Here is a 16,099-nt window from a genome sequence, read left to right as displayed (position 1 = left end):
GTTACGATATGAGACAATAATAATTGCTTCTCCCGAAAAAACCTATTTACTTAGAAGGGAATTCGACAAACTATGCCTTTACCTGACCGCTCGCAATACATCCCCCATCTTGCTTTTGACTCGGTAGTCTTTGGATTTTCCAAAGGCAAACTCAAAATCCTCCTTATGGAATATCATGCGACCGGTTGGCTCGCGCTGCCTGGTGGCTTCGTCAAACCAGACGAGGACCTGGAAACTGCCGTCAAAAGGGGACTTCACGAAAGAACAGGCCTGAAGGAAGTTTATTTGGAGCAGTTTCACACTTTCGGGACGGTGGACCGCTTCCAGCCCGACGTGATGAAGACCATACTCCTAGCCTCTGGCGCTGAAGTTCCGGAAAACTACTGGATGCTGGATCGCTTTTTTTCCGTGGGTTACTATGCCCTTTTGGATCACGAAAAAGTCAGCCTCACTCCGGACATCCTTTCAGACTCGATTACCTGGTATGAAGTGGACAAGCTTCCTTCATTGATCTTTGATCACAATATAATCGTACAAAAAGCGCTACAGACGCTCCGAGAGAATCTCGACCGAAAACTCATCGGGGGCAATCTCCTCCCCGAGCGGTTTACCATGAACGAGCTTCAAGCCGTGTATGAAGCAATCTTGGGAGAAAAGCTCCGTCGCACCAGCTTCCAGCGCAAAATGCTCAGCTTGGAAATTCTCGAACGACACGAAAAGCTTTTCACCGGGAAAAGCCACAAAGCCCCCTACCTCTACAGCTTCAAGCTCTAACCCTTGGCTGCCCAACCCCAAAAAACCATGAAACAAGCGTTCCTTCTCCTTTTTTCGCTGACCGGACTTGTACTATTTTCCTGTCAGGCCCCTCGGAAAACTGACCTGATCACCATCGGCTCCATCCAAGTCGAGGGCGGAACAATCTCCGGCAAGACTGATTCCAGCGGCCAAGTAAAGATTTTTAAAGGAATCCCTTTTGCAGCTCCACCAGTCGGTGACTTGAGATGGAAGGCTCCTCAGCCTGTGCTTCCATGGGAGGGAATAAAGGCATGCATAGACAATCCTCCTGCTCCGATGCAAAATCCACCGGTACCTTTTTTTGCATGGTCAGAAGAATTCCTAATTCCAAAGGCGCCTATTTCGGAAGACTGCCTATACCTCAACATTTGGACTGCTGCGGAAAGAGCCAACGAGAAGCGACCAGTAATGGTATGGATTTATGGTGGAGGATTCAACTCAGGGGGAAATTCCGTCCCACTCTATGATGGCACCGACCTGGCCAAGGAAGGAATCGTAGTGGTCAATTTGAACTATCGAGTGGGAATGTTGGGCTACTTTGCACATCCTGATCTGAGCGCGGAAAGCGGAGATCAAACCTCTGGGAATTATGGGATTTTGGACCAGATCGCAGCCTTGGAATGGGTGAAGAAAAACATTTCCGCGTTTGGCGGAGATCCAGACAATGTCACCATAGCAGGGCAATCGGCTGGCGCATTCAGCGTGAATGCTCTAGTAGTCTCTCCAAAAGCAAAGGGACTTTTTCACAAGGCTATCGCCCAAAGTGGGGGAATGTTTAACCGAGGTTCTGGCTTGGCAGGCGGATTGGAAGGCGCAGAAGCGAGAGGGAAAGAATTATTGGATACCCTGGGCATCCCGTCAATCGCGGAACTGAGAAAGATTCCGGCGGATAGCTTACTCAAGTTTCCAGGAAGATTTGGCTTGGTCGTCGATGGAAAAGTAATCCGTGGCGCCAGACAAAGCTTCGAAGAAGGCACTTTCTCGGATGTCCCGCTTTTGACCGGCTGGAACGCCGATGACAGAGTATCGGGAAATCCACCAATGTCGCCGGAGGAATTTAGGGCCGATGCCAAAAAACGCTATGGAGGAAGAGCCGGAGAATACCTAGAGCTCTTTCCAGCAGACAGTCCGGAAATCCTCGCCCAGACGCAAAACATGATGGGGACGCTCTTCTTTGGAATGCAGAACTATACCTGGGCCAAGATGCAAAGCGAGAAGGGACAAGGAGATGCCTACATGTACTATTTCACCCGAGTGCCTCCGGGCGAGCCCAACTACGGAGCTTTCCACTCGGCTGAGTTCAGCTACGCCCTGCATACCCTTAGGAATTGGAACCGTCCATTTGAACAAGTCGACTACGACCTAGAAAAAACCATGTCAGCCTATTGGGTCAATTTTGTGAAAACAGGAAATCCAAACGGAACCGGACTGCCGGAATGGCCTGTCTTTGACCCTTCCAATCCGATGGTCAACGAACTGGGAGCCGAAGTAAAGCCTCGCGCCTTACCTTTCTGGGCGCAAATGAAGTTCATGGAAAGTCTAAACGACTGAGCTATGTTGGCATTTTGGGGGCTTTTGACGATTGTACTCCTGCTTTTCGTGGTGATCTCCAAAAAGACCTCTCCCGTGATTGCGCTTATCCTCATTCCAATCCTAACAGGAGTTTTGGCCGGAAAAGCCGCAGAACTCCCAAAAATGATCGGAGAAGGTCTCCTGTCCATCGCTCCGACAGGGGTGATGTTTGTCTTTGCCATCTTGTTTTTCGGGATTTTGCTGGATGCGGGCACATTCAAGCCCATCATATCAAGATTGTTGAAAATCGCGGGAAATGACCCAGTGAGGCTGGCCCTTGCTACGGCTGTTTTGGCGATGCTCGTCCACCTTGACGGCTCCGGAGCTGTCACCTTCTTGGTCGTTGTTCCTGCCATGGCTCCCATTTATGACCAGGTAGGCATGAAGCGCATCACACTGGCATGCATCGTAGCTCTATCCGCCGGGACTATGAATATTCTTCCCTGGGGAGGCCCGACCATCCGTGCAGCGTCAGCCTTGAATGTCTCGGTCACCGAGTTGTTCAACCCCATCCTCCTACCTTTTTTCTCAGGCCTTCTCGCAGTATTGGCAATTGCATTCTGGATGGGAAAAAAGGAAAAACAAAGACTTGCCGGAAATCTGATTTCAGAAGGCTTTAAAGATGAAGCGCAAGAAAACCCGCTTCATCGTCCCAGGCTTTTTTGGATCAACATCCTTTTGATTCTAATTGCCATCAGCGCCATCATACTCAACTTTGCTCCTCCCCATGTAGTGTTTATGATCGCTTTTGCGCTCGCTTTGGTTCTGAATTTCCCAAGTGTGGAAGAGCAAAAAAAGCGCGTCGATGCCCATGCAAAGGAAGCCATACTAATGGCGAGCATCCTTTTCGCCGCGGGATGTTTTACGGGAATCCTCAAGGGAAGCGGCATGATGGAAGCAATGGCTGCTACCGTCCGGGATTATCTTCCCGAGCAATTGGGACAACAACTGCCTTTGCTTACGGGACTTTTGGCTATGCCAGCTAGTCTGCTCTTTGATCCTGATTCCTTCTATTTTGGGATTTTGCCCCTGCTTTCTACCACCGCGGAGCACTTCGGCGCAAGCGGTCTGGAAGTTGGACAGGCTGCGATCATGGGACAGATGACTACCGGATTTCCGGTCAGCCCGCTTACCGGCTCAACCTTTTTGCTGATCGGCCTTGCGGGAGTCGATCTGGGGGATCACCAGAAAAAAACCATTCCGCTAGCCCTGTTGGTGACTTTAGTGATCCTGTCCGTTTCAGTGCTTTTGGGGATTATCACAGTTTGACATGAAAGAAAAAATCAGAGTAGGCTGCGGAGCGGGTTTTTCCGGGGACAGAATAGAACCCGCGATGCTTCTTGTGGAAAAGGGAAATCTGGACTATCTGGTATTGGAGTGCTTGGCGGAGCGAACGATCGCTTTGGCTCAAAAGCGAAAAAAACAAGATCCAAAGGCCGGATATGATGTGCTTCTTGAACGCAGAATCGAGAGCTTGCTACCGCTGTTGAAAAGACATCACACCCGACTGATCACCAACATGGGTGCGGCAAATCCATTGGCAGGAGCGGCAAAAATCAAAGAAATCGCCCAAAAGCAAGGCTTGAATGTTAAAATTGCCGTGGTTTTGGGAGACGACATTTTCGGAAAAATCACCGGAAATGAGCTGTCGATGGAAGGCAAGCTCCCTCTCGAATCCTATGGCAAATTGGTCTCGGCAAATGCGTACCTCGGAGCCGAAGCCATCTTGCCCGCTTTACAATCCGGGGCGGACATCGTCCTAACGGGAAGGGTCGCTGACCCCTCTCTTTTCTTGGCACCAATGGTTTTTGAGTTTGGGTGGAATCAGTCCGACTTTGACCTGATGGGAAAAGGAACCGTCATCGGGCATTTGCTCGAATGCGCGGGGCAAATCACCGGTGGCTATTTTGCCGACCCAATATCAAAACCAATTCCCGACATGCATATCCTGGGACATCCCTTGGCAGAAATAAACAAAGACGGATCAGCTGTAATTTCAAAAGTAGCAGGAACAGGCGGCGCAATCACTGTTCAGACCGCCAAGGAGCAGCTTCTCTATGAAGTGATCGACCCTGGAAATTATTACACTCCCGATGTGGTCGCTGATTTCAGTTCGGTAAGGTTTCGGGAACTCGCAAAAAACCAGATCCAAGTACTGGGGGGCACAGGAAAACCGCTACCCGAAACATTGAAAGTCAGCGTGGGATATGAGGCTGGATATATCGGAGAAGGGGAGATTTCGTTCGCTGGAGCACATGCCTTGGAGCGGGCAAAATTGGCGGGTGAAATTGTGGAAAAAAGAATCGCACACCAATTTGAAGAATTTAGGATAGACTACATCGGGCTCGGCTCATTGCACGGCAACGAGCTGTCGAGGAATCACCAAGCCTATGAAATACGACTGCGCGTCGCAGGAAAAGCAAGCAGTCCCGCGCTTGCCCAATTGGTAGGAGAAGAAGTAGAAGCGCTTTATACCAACGGTCCGGCCGGAGGGGGCGGAGCAAGAAAGTACGTCCACGAAGTTCTTGGGGTCGTGTCTATTTTATTGGATCGCAAAGAAATCTCAACCAGTATCAATATCCTCGAGTCATGAAAACTACTCTTTCAACCCTAGCCCACAGCCGTGCTGGAGACAAGGGAAATACACTTATCCTTTCCTTGATACCATTCGATGAGGATGATTTTGATTATTTGGAAAGGGAAATATCCGCTGAAAAAGTAAAAACGCACCTCAAAAGCCAAGTAAAAGGCGAGGTGCTCCGCTATGTTCTTCCTGAGCTAAAAGCCCTTCAATTTGTGTGCTTCGATGCCTTGTCCAGCGGTGTCACAACTTCCTTGGCGATGGACGCGCACGGCAAAAGTCTTAGCTATGCCTTGCTTGAGATGGAAATTGAGAATTTCAACGACGGTCGGAAATAGACTAAATGGCGCCATGAAACCTAAGGGCTATTCGTGGCCTCCACTTTTTCTCAGCCTCTGAATCACTGCGTCCAAAGATCTGTAGTGATGGTAGATTCCTTTCCAGATGTGCCCTTTATTCGCGGTCTTCAGCTCGGGTTGCTGATCTAGGCCTCCTGCATACCAGTCCCCATACTCGTGGTCGATCAGATAGGTATCGGTATAGTCCCAAAGCTGGAGAAACTTCCCATAGTAATCGTTCGGATCGTCGGGATAAAGCTCATGAAAGAGCAGCAGGGAATTCAGCCCCTCTGCCTGAGCCCACCAGTTTTTAGTAGATCGGGTGACTCGATAGCCGTCTTTGAAATAATAGCCCTCATCGTAAAAACCGCCTTTTTCCTTGTCCCAACCCAATTTCAAAGCCTGGTCTACCATCTTCTTGGCCACTTCCAAGGTCCGCTGATCATCTTCCAGTCCAAGTACATGAGAGGCCTCCAACATCAGAAATGCAGTCTCGACATCATGCCCAAAAGACACATGGTCTAGCTGGTGATGCGCTTCAATGACTGCTTCAGTCGAGTCAGAAAAAGTGACCGGCCTCCAATCTGGATACAAAAACAAAGTCAAATGCCCCCGATCTGTCACAATAGTGTCACGGATCAAAACCAGCATCTCCTCTAATCTTTTCCGTAGCAACTCATCTGGCCATACTTGATAGAGCTCAGAAAAAGCCTCCAATAGATGGATGGAAGAATTCTGATCTTTGTACCCCAAGTCAGAGGTGCTCGGGGTATCGGAAGTTCTGGCAATGGGTTTTCCATACCGATCCAAATGCTGGAAGTAACCCTTGTAAACCGGATCATGCGCCCCAGAGTCCAGCCAATAAAATGCTTTTTTCGCTAGATCTAAAGCTTCGGGATTTTCACTTTGCTTGTAGTATGCGGCGAGCGCATAGATCCCAAAAGCATTGCCATAGGCCGTCTTGCTTGAATCCCCTTTTACATTTCCTTTTTTGTCCAAAAGCCAAAAGAAGCCACCATTTTCCGCATCCCAGAATTTGTCTCGGAGAAAATGGAATCCGTGTTCTGCACCTCTGGAATAGAATTTCTCTTCAGGATAGCGCTCGGCTGCCTTTGCGTTGGTCCAGACGTGGCGGGCTTGGGTCACGATCATTTTGTCCTGGTCGCCTGCCGGCTGAAAATCGTAGGAAAAAGTGCTCAGAAAACCTCCATCGATGGTATCCATGGCTTGCGGATACCACTTGTCCAAGACCTCGGAGCGAAGATGCTGCTCGATTTGATCAGCCAGTATTTGTCGCGGGTCGTTATCCTGGCAGGAGAGCAGAGCACAAATGCAAGCAAGCAGGATAGATGAAACGAACTTATTCATAGATGATATATTTATCAAAATTCAGATTCCGCGAACATTGTCGGGCTTTTCCATACGCTCATTCCCTAATTCGGATTCCCAGCGTAAGTTCCAAATCTGCAGGTCGGCCGATCTCAGCCTCTATCTCCTGCTTAATTTCCTTGTAGTCAATTGCGTTTAGTTCTTTTTCAGACAAGATGGTGGCGGAGATTCTCAGGGGGTTTAAATTGATCACTTTGACCTCGCGGAGCAAGCCGTGGGGGATACGCTTCCCTGTTAGATCTTGGATCAGCCGATTCTCCAAGACCATGTTTCTAAAGCTGAACACCAACGGAGCCGTCACCAAAACGAAAAATGCCAAACTGATCAGAAGGCCCTTTTTCGCTATTCGAAATGGACTGAAACCGAGCACCAAAAAAGTCGACGCAGCGGCCATTACTATTCCCGCAAGGTTGGTTGCCAACAGCAAAGCCGCCCCTCCAAACACATTCCATTCTGCCCATCCCAAGCCGATACCGGCCACTGCAAGCGGAGGGACCAAAGCTACTGAAATGGCAACTCCAGCCAAAGTCTTTGCAATCTCCTCCTTGGCGTGCGCGTAAGCGCCGGCGATTCCCGAAACCAAAGCTATTCCCAAATCCAGTAGATTGGGTCGGATCCGAGACAGGATCTCCGAGTTCATCGTCTTCAGTGGCGTGACCCAAGTGATGAATACCGCAAAAAGCAACCCGATGAGAATTCCCCAAAAAAGGGTGATCAGACTGGATTTGACCAAAATTCCGTCTTGGCGCAATGCGCCCATCGCGAGCGAAATAATCGGCCCCATCAGCGGCGCCAAGATCATCGCTCCGATGACAACGGGAGAGGAATCCGCAAAAAGCCCAAAGGTGGCAATTAGCGTGGAAAGCGCCATCAAGACCAGATAGTTTGACGAAGTCTGGGCATTCTGTTTCAAAAGGGTAAACAAATCCTTGAACTCGTCGGTAGTGGCATGGCCGACCCATGGAAGGAAGCTTCTGGTCAGTTCTTCTCGGAGCCTTCCTGTCGGCAATTTCTCCAGGTTGAGTTCCTTCCGTTTTGAAGTCTCTTCTTTGGTCACTTCAAAACCCGTATAAATCTTCGGCTTTTTCTCAGAAATTTTCATGGACAGCTTGGAGGCATTCGCCTCTTTGCCGTCGAGTCCATAGTTAAGTTCCGAATCCATGCCCTCGATATCCATGGCTTCAGCCGACCAATAGCTTACAAACTCCGGAATGCTTCCTCCCTTGATGGGAAAAAAAAGATTTTGCAAGCCAAAGCCAATGATGGAAAACAAGCTCCGAGGTGCAAAGGCGATGACGTGCAAGTATCCGTCACCCAATCCTGAATCCTTGATCAATCGCTTAAACACAAGGTTGGATTCGTTGTGACCCACCACAAGTAATCCCATGGCGGCGATTTCAAGCTTCTTTTCTTCCTCCTTGTTTTTGATCGTTATCCGGTAATTCTGGAGCTTAACTCTGCGAAAAAGGTTCAAGAATCGTAGAAATCGACTCTTGAACGCAGCGAAAAAACGGTAGTCGCCAGGATCATACAAGACATTGAGCGACTTCCCTATGACTAGCGAATTGATACATGTCTTACTATCCACTTCGAGAATGTCCAAAGGGTTAACCTCCTGCACTTCAAAAAAACGTTTGAGTGCCTCTGACTTGGATGAAGCTATCGAAAGTGCCTTTCTGACCTGAACAAGGTCGGGATGGGGTAAAAACCCAAGCATGGGAGACGAAGAATCCGCTTGTTCAATTATTTGAATTGCCTGCTCGTCCGAAACCCAAAACAGAATACGGTCTTTTTCACCAAAATCGTCAAGGGAAAACTCCGAAAATGTCAGCGTCCGTGTAGGAGCGGGATCAGGTTTGTCAACAAAGGAACTAACCTCATCCTTGTCCAATCCCTGGTCGTACACCAATATGTATTCCTGCATAAAAAATCGTTTTTACTGAAAAAAGTCATTGTTCAATTCTCCATCATTTTTTCCAAAATTTCAATTGCCGCCTCTGAAAGGACAGTTCCCGGTCCGAAAACAGCAATAACTCCGGCATCAAACAAAAAGCCATAGTCTTTTTGGGGGATCACCCCTCCTGCGACCACACTGATATCTGGGCGTCCTAGTTCCTTCAATGCCTGAATCAATTGGGGAATCAGTGTCTTGTGGCCGGCGGCCAAAGAAGAGGCCCCGACGATATGGACGTCATTTTCAACAGCCTGCTCGGCTACTTCCTGCGGCGTCTGGAATAGCGGGCCTATATCCACGTCAAAGCCCAAATCCGCAAAACCCGTCGCAATCACTTTTGCTCCCCGGTCGTGTCCATCTTGGCCCATCTTAGCGACCAGAATACGGGGACGACGTCCCTCCAACCCCGCAAAACGATCGGACAATTCCTGTGCTTTTTTGAATGAATCCTGGTTTTTCACTTCCGCCGAATATATACCCGAAATGGTTTGGGTCTGAGCCTTGTGTCTGCCAAAAGCTTTTTCCATAGCCAGGGAGATCTCGCCTAAAGTAGCTCTTTTTCGGGCTGCTTCTATCGCCAAAGCAAGTAAATTACCCTTCTCGGAGAGGGCTGCGTACTCGATTGCGCCAAGTGATTGATCAACCTCTGCCTGGTTGCGAAAACTTCTCAGCGATTGCAATTTGGCAATTTGGGATAGCCTGACCACCTCATTGTCCACGTCCCTCACTTCGATTTGGCTTTCTGTCTCCATCAGATAGCGATTTACGCCGACAATCACATCCCGTCCACTGTCGATTCGGGCTTGCTTTTTTGCCGCAGCTTTCTCGATACGCAACTTGGGCAGACCAGTCTCAATCGCCTTGGCCATTCCGCCCAAGCCTTCCACCTCTTCGATAAGCGTCCAAGCTTTTTGCGCCAATTGATCAGTCAGGTATTCCACATAGTAGGAGCCTCCCCAAGGATCCACAACTTGGTTAACACCCGTTTCTTCTTGCAGTACCAGCTGGGTATTTCGTGCGATCCTGGCCGAAAAATCAGTCGGCAAAGCAATCGCCTCGTCGAGGGAATTGGTGTGCAAGGATTGGGTATGGCCCATCACGGCAGCCAGCGCTTCCACTGCGGTACGCGCCACGTTGTTAAAGGGATCCTGCTCAGTAAGCGACCAGCCCGAGGTCTGGCAGTGGGTACGAAGAGCCAGAGACTTGGGATCCTTGGCTCCAAACTGTTTTACGATCTTTGCCCAAAGCAGCCTCCCCGCTCTCATCTTCGCGATTTCCATAAAATAATTCATCCCAATACCCCAAAAGAAGGAGATTCTAGGAGCGAAGTCATCGATATCCAAGCCCGCCTTTATCCCTGTCTTCAAGTATTCGAGACCATCGGCAAGCGTATAAGCAAGCTCCAGATCCGCCGTCGCTCCAGCCTCCTGCATATGGTAGCCCGATATCGATATGGAGTTGAATTTGGGCATAAATTTCGACGTGAATTCGAAGATATCGCCGATGATCCGCATGCTGGCCTGGGGTGGATAGATATAGGTGTTTCGCACCATAAACTCCTTGAGGATGTCGTTTTGGATCGTACCAGACAACTGCTCCATCCTAACCCGCTGTTCCTCGGCCGCAACGATGTAAAAAGCCAATATCGGAATGACAGCGCCATTCATCGTCATGGAAACGGAGATTTGGTCGAGAGGAATCTGGTTGAATAAGATCTTCATATCCTCTACGGAGTCAATCGCCACACCTGCCTTTCCCACATCACCCTGCACTCTGGGATGGTCCGAGTCATATCCTCTGTGCGTAGCAAGGTCAAAAGCAACAGAGAGCCCCTTTTGCCCTGCCGCCAGGTTTCGCCGATAGAATGCATTTGACTCCTCCGCTGTCGAAAAGCCTGCGTATTGGCGAATCGTCCATGGGCGCTGTAAATACATGGTGCTGTAAGGGCCTCTTAGAAAAGGCGGTATGCCCGCCGCAAACCGAAGTTGGGGAAGACTTTGTATTTCGCTAGGGGAAAAAACCGGCGGCACATCAATCTGTTCGGGCGTTTCCCACACCTCACGCCGATTGCTCTCCCCTTCCGATTTGAATCGGCTTTCCCACTTATTCAGGTCTGGCCTCATAAAGCGTCGTGATTTTGCAGTTCAACCAAATAACTGGCCCGGGTCGGATTCAGCTCAAATGACTTCTCTTCGAAAAACTCGAATTCGAGGTCATTTATAAGGTCACCAGAAGCAGGAAACTTATTTGCCCCGATTTTAGAGACCAGCTTCTCCGCGACGTCCGTCTGGATTTCTGCGCGATAGGCCCTCACTCGGGAATGGATTTCACCGGACTGAAGCGCCGAATGCCAGCCTCCTTTTTCTTCCAAGCGACTAAGTCCATCCCGCACTTCAGAAAGTATTGCATCCACTATTTTCTCAAGGAAAAAAGCGCCAGAAGAGGGATCCTCAACCTTGTCGAGATAGGCCTCCTCCCTCAAAATCGAGGAAACATTTAACGCAATTCTCTTCTCCCAATCCCGCGCATTAGTCTCCAGCAGCGGTTTGGTCCAAAGCAAATTGACCCCTCCCAAAACCGCCGACATTGCCTCGTAGGTCTGGCGGATGAGGTTGGTATTAGCGTCCAGGATGGACTTGGACCACCCGGAAGTCTGCCCTAACATCAGTAGTTCACTTTCTGGCAGTTTTATCGAATAAAGGCGAGCGAGCGAAACGACGGCAGTCCGGAAAGCTTTTAGGCGGGCGATTTCCCCAAAGTGTGAGTCGGCTACTGATACCTCAATCAGCATATTGTTGAACACACGCTCAGGATTCCCGCCGCTTTGGTCAATCAGCTCTATCAATTCACCCAATCCAAAAACCAATGCATCCAGAGGATTGCCTCCTGCTTCCGTGTAACGGGACGTTTTCAGGGTAAAAGACCTGAAATTTGGGAACGGTTCGGTCAGTTCCATCACTTCATGAAAAATCTCGAGCGCAAGGCCATAGGCATCATTTTGCTCAAAAACCAGATCCGATGGCGTCCAAAGCAAAGCTCCTGAGATCTCCTCCCCGGATACCTGCTGAGTCTCTACCCAAGCCAAAAAAGAACTCATTGCTGCAATAGGATTGCCGGTGGGCTTGACTAGCATCGGAATATATTCGGGTCTCACTCCATCCAGCGTCCGGGCTAGATCCTCAAATCCCGAAAGATGTAGGATCAACCCTTCCGCCCCGTTTTCGAGCTTATTCAAAACCGACTTTGAAGTATCTCCTGGCAAAACGCTCACAATATTGTTCCAAGTTCTGGGAGAAAGCCCGGGCATACTCGCCTCTTGATGGAAACGATGCTGCACAGGAACCTTTCCGTCCAAGTCTTCCAATGTGTAAAAAGGCTGAAGCTCGATGCGCCTCCAAAGTAAGGACTTGAGAACCTGGTCAAAATCCTTTCCCCTCAATTCCAAAAGCGCTTGCTTAGTCCAGGCGTCCTTGCTCGAAGGGTGAAATTCACTAAAAAGATTTTTGGCCATAGTGGGTTGCGGGGTAAATCGCAAAGGGTTAATTCAAAAATAAGAAATGGGGAGAGAATTGTCCCGGAAATCCTCGTGAATTCCGAAGGAGGTCGACAACTATAATCAACTGACCCTCAGCAGCAAGTCAAAAAGTGGGTGATTTTCTTTTTCTAAAGAAGAAAATTCCACCCAAAACTAAGCCCATTTGAATTGAAGATTGGAATAAAATTGGTGACAGAATTTTATTCTGAGACAAGCGAAAATTCTCGAATTATTGACTTTTTCAAGCCTTTACCAATTTTTTATTTAAGTTAATTTTCCACAAATTTGACCCCCCTGCTTTCGCCCGGGGACTACAAGAATACAAGCAAATCTTTTCTAAATGAGTTTGGAAGCTAGCGCCGTATGGAATGAGTGTCTGCGTGTTATAGAACAACACGTCAACGAGCAGAGCTTTTCAACTTGGTTTAAACCTATCAATCCCGTCAAACTCGAGGGCTCCAGTCTGACGATTCAAGTACCCAGTCAGTTTTTTTACGAATGGCTGGAAGACAATTATGTGCAAGTCCTCAAGCTGGCGATCAAACATACCCTGGGGCCGAGTGGTCGCTTGGAGTATGCGGTCGTGGTGGACAAGGGCAACTCATCCAATCAGCCAATCGCCGTCTCCTATCCACAGGGCAATTCGACCGCCAAGAAATCGGCACCCGTACAAGAGGTGAGGACGCCTTTTGAGATGCAGTCGTTGGATGCGGACATGCTCACCAAAAGCAACCTGAACCAGAATTATACCTTTAGCACCTATATCGAAGGGGACTGTAACCGCCTCGCGCGATCCGCTGGATTTGCCGTCGCCACCAAGCCAGGCATCACTTCCTTCAATCCACTCATGGTCTACGGCGGAGTTGGTCTGGGAAAAACCCACTTGGTGCAAGCTATTGGCAACGAGATCAAAAATGGGCCAGAGGACAAGTTTGTGCTTTACGTTTCTTCCGAAAAATTCGTGAATCAGTTCATGGACTCCATCAAGGATGGCAATGTGAAGAGCTTCACCAACTTTTATATGCAGGTGGATGTGCTGATCATAGATGATATCCAGTTTTTAGCGGGAAAAGACCGGACACAGGAGATGTTTTTTCACATTTTCAACCACCTCCACCAAAACAAGAAGCAGATCATCATGACCTCCGATTGTCCTCCCAGGGATCTGAAAGGACTGGAAGAGCGACTGCTTTCCCGCTTCAAATGGGGTCTGACAGCGGATTTGCAGATGCCCGACTTCGAAACCAGGGTAGCCATCATCCGCAGAAAGATGCAGTCCGAGGGAATCATGATCCCTGACGACGTGGTGGAATACCTGGCCTACTCAGTGGACACCAACGTCCGAGAACTGGAAGGCATCTTGATCTCGCTGATCGCACACGCCTCTTTGAACCGCGTCGAGATCAGCCTAGAGCTGGCGAAAACCGTCATCAAAAATTTCATCAAAGACATTGAAACGGAAGTCGGGATCGAGTTCATCCAAAAATCCGTCTCTGAATACTACGGTATACACACGGACGAACTGAAAGCAAAAACCCGCAAGAAGGAAATCGTAATTGCGCGGCAGGTAGCCATGTACTTTTCCAAAGAATTCACCAACCACTCCCTCAAATCCATCGGCTATCACTTCGGCGGCAGAGATCACAGTACGGTCATCCACGCCGTGCAGACGGTCAATGACATGATCGAAACCGACTCCAGCTTCAGAAACTCAGTCAATGAGCTGAAGAAAAAATTCAAGATGCGTTCGTATTAATTTTGCTCTTGTCTACCAGCGAACAAGATCACCCACCTCTTCTTTGGTAAACTCCAGCTCTGTGTACCCCATTACATAAGGACCAATCTCATAAGGCACATAGATTATCCAGAATTTCCCATCCTTGAACCCTTTGGCGTTGGCCAGAAAAAAACCAGTCTCGGGCAAGAAAAATCGTCCATCCTCCTCTAGACTGACCCCCTCGGCCACCTCGTGGTACTCCCGAAATTTCTTCTCCGCCAAGGACGTCAGGGCTATCTCATCCAAGACAAGGCTGTCATCACTGAGCGTATCCCCACTTTTGGGGTCGAAGTGCAAAAAAGACACGAAGCTATTGGGGTGGGCTCCGCCCAGAAAGCTAAACTGGCTGAAATATACACTGAGCGTGCTATCAGAGCGGTAAACCACCTCGCCCTCCGCCTCGATCTCCCAAGCTCCCGGAGAGTCAGGGAACTCCTTCTTGAACGATTGGAACGACTCGAAATAATCCTCGATCAGTGTATCCAGCGGGGCCACCTCCTCCCCTACGCCAACCATCAAGACCAGCTGTTCGGAGATTGCGGCATTGACCTTGTCAGCAACAGCCGAACCTGAAGCTACTGGCCACACTAGCCGGAGTTTCGCGCAGCTTTCCCCGACGCATGATTCCCGGTTCAGAGAATCAGCTTTGAAAACAAGCTCACTGCTCTCACTGACAAGTTTCGTTTTGGATTCTTGAGCGCAAGAAACAGAGGTCAATAGAAAGAAAAAAAGAAGGTATCTCATTGTGGTCGTTCGGTGGAAAGAAAGAGAGAGACCAATTTCTTGGCCAAAGTTCCCGGATTGAGGATTCCTGTACGAACATTTTCCATTTCGTGATCCATGGTCTGTTTTACTTTGGAATCCCGCAGGAAAGCCTGTCCCAAGAGATAGTGGATCTGCTCGTCCAGCCAATTGATACGCTGGCGTGCCCGGTTGGATTCCCAAAATCCGCTTTCCTTCATTTGATATTCATATCGAAGTACCTCGCGCCATGTCTCCTCGAGGCCCAGGCCAGACAGGGAAGATGCCAAGGAAACCTTCGGAGACCAGTCCTTGGGAGAGGATGGAAAAAGGTGAAGCGCGTTTTGGTAGCTGGCCTTTGCTTTTTTGGCGGAAGGTAGATTTTCCCCATCAGCCTTGTGGATGACCAAGGCATCAGCCATCTCCATAATACCCTTTTTGATGCCTTGAAGCTCGTCGCCTGCCCCAGCAAGCATCAGCAAAAGGAAATAGTCGACCATATTCTTGACGGCAGTTTCACTCTGTCCGACACCTACCGTCTCCACCAAGATCACATCGAATCCGGCAGCCTCGCAGAGCAACATTGCCTCGCTGGTTTTGCCGCTCACTCCGCCGAGTGTGCCCCCGGAAGCGCTAGGCCTAATAAATGCCCGCTTGTCAGAAGCAAGACTTTCCATTCGGGTCTTGTCACCCAAGATGCTCCCTTTAGTCAATTGGCTGCTGGGATCGATGGCTAATACGGCTACCTTTTTCTCTTTTTCAAGCAGCATTTTTCCAAATGCTTCGATGAAAGTACTTTTCCCAACCCCAGGTACTCCTGTGATCCCGATTCGTATAGCACGTCCCGTGTGAGACATCAGCGATTGGATGAGCTCAGCGGCCAGCTCCTGGTCGGAGTCCAGCGCACTTTCCACCAAGGTAATCGCCTGGCCAAGAACCACCCGACTGCCGGAAAGAATGCCATCTCGAAATGCCGCCAGATCAAGCCGCTTTTTCATGGCTTTACAAGGGTAAAGCGACCTTCTCCCATCGGAGTTTTTTCAAACTTAGCCAGCAAAAACGGCTCAAGATCAGGAGAGAAAAAGGGTTCAGCAGGCGCCAGTTGCACCTTTTCCTCCAGTTCTGCGGAAAAGAAAAAAACCAATGTCCGTCCGTACTTCGTGTGGGGCTTTGTCTCAGCATATTCCCTCATGTATTCCGGCGAGTTGTCATGCAAAGATCGAATCGCATAGACTCGCAACACCGGCCCGGTGTTGTTTTCGTTTCGATAAAAACCCAGCTCCTCAAAGTCCTTCACAAATCGCTCCATTCCGGGGTTTGAAAAGCTAGAACGGACGATATGCACCAGCAGAACCAAGACCAGGGTACCGATCAGATAGAAAATGAGTTTGTTCCTTTTCAAAAACTTTGGAGGGTT

The 16,099-nt window shown here is 49.3% G+C and carries 13 protein-coding genes; 6 read left to right on the top strand and 7 right to left on the bottom strand.

The window, feature by feature from the left end; all coding sequences use genetic code 11:
- The first annotated feature begins 72 nt into the window (after window positions 1–72).
- Genes J0A67_RS19945 through J0A67_RS19925 form a run of 5 tightly spaced genes read left to right on the top strand, consistent with a single transcriptional unit; the run spans window position 73 to window position 5,286 of the window.
- Window positions 73–774 carry an NUDIX hydrolase gene (locus J0A67_RS19945; protein ID WP_206571153.1) on the top strand — a complete coding sequence of 234 codons (702 nt, stop codon included), beginning with the start codon at window positions 73–75 and terminating at the stop codon, window positions 772–774.
- A 27-nt stretch (window positions 775–801) separates the two neighbouring features.
- Entirely contained in the window at window positions 802–2,346 is a 1,545-nt protein-coding gene (locus J0A67_RS19940; RefSeq protein WP_206571152.1) for a carboxylesterase/lipase family protein, read from the top strand.
- A gap of 3 nt (window positions 2,347–2,349) precedes the next feature.
- Complete coding sequence (locus J0A67_RS19935; RefSeq protein WP_206571151.1) at window positions 2,350–3,636, top strand: CitMHS family transporter; 1,287 nt, start codon at window positions 2,350–2,352, stop codon at window positions 3,634–3,636.
- A 1-nt stretch (window position 3,637) separates the two neighbouring features.
- Entirely contained in the window at window positions 3,638–4,960 is a 1,323-nt protein-coding gene (locus J0A67_RS19930; protein ID WP_206571150.1) for an acyclic terpene utilization AtuA family protein, read from the top strand.
- Window positions 4,957–5,286, top strand: a complete 330-nt coding sequence (locus J0A67_RS19925; protein ID WP_206571149.1) for an AtuA-related protein — start codon at window positions 4,957–4,959, stop codon at window positions 5,284–5,286. The genes J0A67_RS19930 and J0A67_RS19925 overlap by 4 nt, the downstream gene beginning before the upstream one ends.
- Window positions 5,287–5,313: 27 nt before the next feature.
- On the opposite strand, the gene J0A67_RS19920 is transcribed toward J0A67_RS19925, so the two are convergent.
- Genes J0A67_RS19920 through J0A67_RS19905 form a run of 4 tightly spaced genes read right to left on the bottom strand, consistent with a single transcriptional unit; the run spans window position 5,314 to window position 12,140 of the window.
- On the bottom strand, window positions 5,314–6,654 hold the full coding sequence (locus J0A67_RS19920) for an AGE family epimerase/isomerase (protein WP_206571148.1): 1,341 nt from the start codon (window positions 6,652–6,654) through the stop codon (window positions 5,314–5,316).
- A gap of 58 nt (window positions 6,655–6,712) precedes the next feature.
- Window positions 6,713–8,599, bottom strand: coding sequence for a TIGR00341 family protein (locus tag J0A67_RS19915; protein ID WP_206571147.1), 1,887 nt, complete (start codon window positions 8,597–8,599; stop codon window positions 6,713–6,715).
- 32 nt (window positions 8,600–8,631) lie between these two features.
- On the bottom strand, window positions 8,632–10,752 hold the full coding sequence (gene scpA / locus J0A67_RS19910) for a methylmalonyl-CoA mutase (protein WP_206571146.1): 2,121 nt from the start codon (window positions 10,750–10,752) through the stop codon (window positions 8,632–8,634).
- Entirely contained in the window at window positions 10,749–12,140 is a 1,392-nt protein-coding gene (locus J0A67_RS19905; RefSeq protein WP_206571145.1) for a methylmalonyl-CoA mutase family protein, read from the bottom strand. Before J0A67_RS19905 ends, scpA begins: the two co-directional genes overlap by 4 nt.
- A 364-nt stretch (window positions 12,141–12,504) precedes the next feature.
- Between J0A67_RS19905 and dnaA the strand changes: the two genes are divergently transcribed.
- Window positions 12,505–13,920 (top strand): chromosomal replication initiator protein DnaA, encoded by a 1,416-nt coding sequence (dnaA, locus tag J0A67_RS19900; RefSeq protein WP_206571144.1) that lies wholly within the window; start codon window positions 12,505–12,507, stop codon window positions 13,918–13,920.
- A gap of 12 nt (window positions 13,921–13,932) precedes the next feature.
- Here dnaA and J0A67_RS19895 read toward each other — a convergent pair whose 3' ends face one another.
- From J0A67_RS19895 to J0A67_RS19885, 3 genes are read right to left on the bottom strand one after another with little or no spacing between them, the layout of a single operon-like run.
- The gene (locus J0A67_RS19895; RefSeq protein WP_206571143.1) at window positions 13,933–14,685 is read right to left on the bottom strand and encodes a DUF3298 and DUF4163 domain-containing protein; all 753 of its coding nucleotides are present in this window, start codon (window positions 14,683–14,685) and stop codon (window positions 13,933–13,935) included.
- The gene (gene meaB / locus J0A67_RS19890; RefSeq protein WP_206571142.1) at window positions 14,682–15,680 is read right to left on the bottom strand and encodes a methylmalonyl Co-A mutase-associated GTPase MeaB; all 999 of its coding nucleotides are present in this window, start codon (window positions 15,678–15,680) and stop codon (window positions 14,682–14,684) included. The genes J0A67_RS19895 and meaB overlap by 4 nt, the downstream gene beginning before the upstream one ends.
- Window positions 15,677–16,084: a hypothetical protein gene (locus tag J0A67_RS19885; RefSeq protein WP_206571141.1), complete on the bottom strand. Its 408-nt coding sequence runs from the start codon at window positions 16,082–16,084 to the stop codon at window positions 15,677–15,679. The genes meaB and J0A67_RS19885 overlap by 4 nt, the downstream gene beginning before the upstream one ends.
- Between the last annotated feature and the right edge of the window lie 15 nt (window positions 16,085–16,099).

This window comes from Algoriphagus aestuariicola (assembly GCF_017254835.1).
GTDB classification, from domain to species: domain Bacteria; phylum Bacteroidota; class Bacteroidia; order Cytophagales; family Cyclobacteriaceae; genus Algoriphagus; species Algoriphagus aestuariicola.
The sequence above is the reverse complement of the archived record's forward strand: the minus strand, read 5'-3'. Positions and strand labels throughout refer to the sequence as shown.

Excerpts from the sequence above, each read along its gene's own strand:
- J0A67_RS19925 (WP_206571149.1), top strand. The coding sequence starts at position 4,957 with ATGAAAACTACTCTTTCAACCCTAGCCCACAGCCGTGCTGGAGACAAG.
- J0A67_RS19895 (WP_206571143.1), bottom strand. The coding sequence starts at position 14,685 with ATGAGATACCTTCTTTTTTTCTTTCTATTGACCTCTGTTTCTTGCGCT.
- J0A67_RS19945 (WP_206571153.1), top strand. The coding sequence starts at position 73 with ATGCCTTTACCTGACCGCTCGCAATACATCCCCCATCTTGCTTTTGAC.
- J0A67_RS19915 (WP_206571147.1), bottom strand. The coding sequence starts at position 8,599 with ATGCAGGAATACATATTGGTGTACGACCAGGGATTGGACAAGGATGAG.
- dnaA (WP_206571144.1), top strand. The coding sequence starts at position 12,505 with ATGAGTTTGGAAGCTAGCGCCGTATGGAATGAGTGTCTGCGTGTTATA.
- J0A67_RS19930 (WP_206571150.1), top strand. The coding sequence starts at position 3,638 with ATGAAAGAAAAAATCAGAGTAGGCTGCGGAGCGGGTTTTTCCGGGGAC.
- J0A67_RS19920 (WP_206571148.1), bottom strand. The coding sequence starts at position 6,654 with ATGAATAAGTTCGTTTCATCTATCCTGCTTGCTTGCATTTGTGCTCTG.
- J0A67_RS19935 (WP_206571151.1), top strand. The coding sequence starts at position 2,350 with ATGTTGGCATTTTGGGGGCTTTTGACGATTGTACTCCTGCTTTTCGTG.
- meaB (WP_206571142.1), bottom strand. The coding sequence starts at position 15,680 with ATGAAAAAGCGGCTTGATCTGGCGGCATTTCGAGATGGCATTCTTTCC.
- scpA (WP_206571146.1), bottom strand. The coding sequence starts at position 10,752 with ATGAGGCCAGACCTGAATAAGTGGGAAAGCCGATTCAAATCGGAAGGG.
- J0A67_RS19940 (WP_206571152.1), top strand. The coding sequence starts at position 802 with ATGAAACAAGCGTTCCTTCTCCTTTTTTCGCTGACCGGACTTGTACTA.
- J0A67_RS19905 (WP_206571145.1), bottom strand. The coding sequence starts at position 12,140 with ATGGCCAAAAATCTTTTTAGTGAATTTCACCCTTCGAGCAAGGACGCC.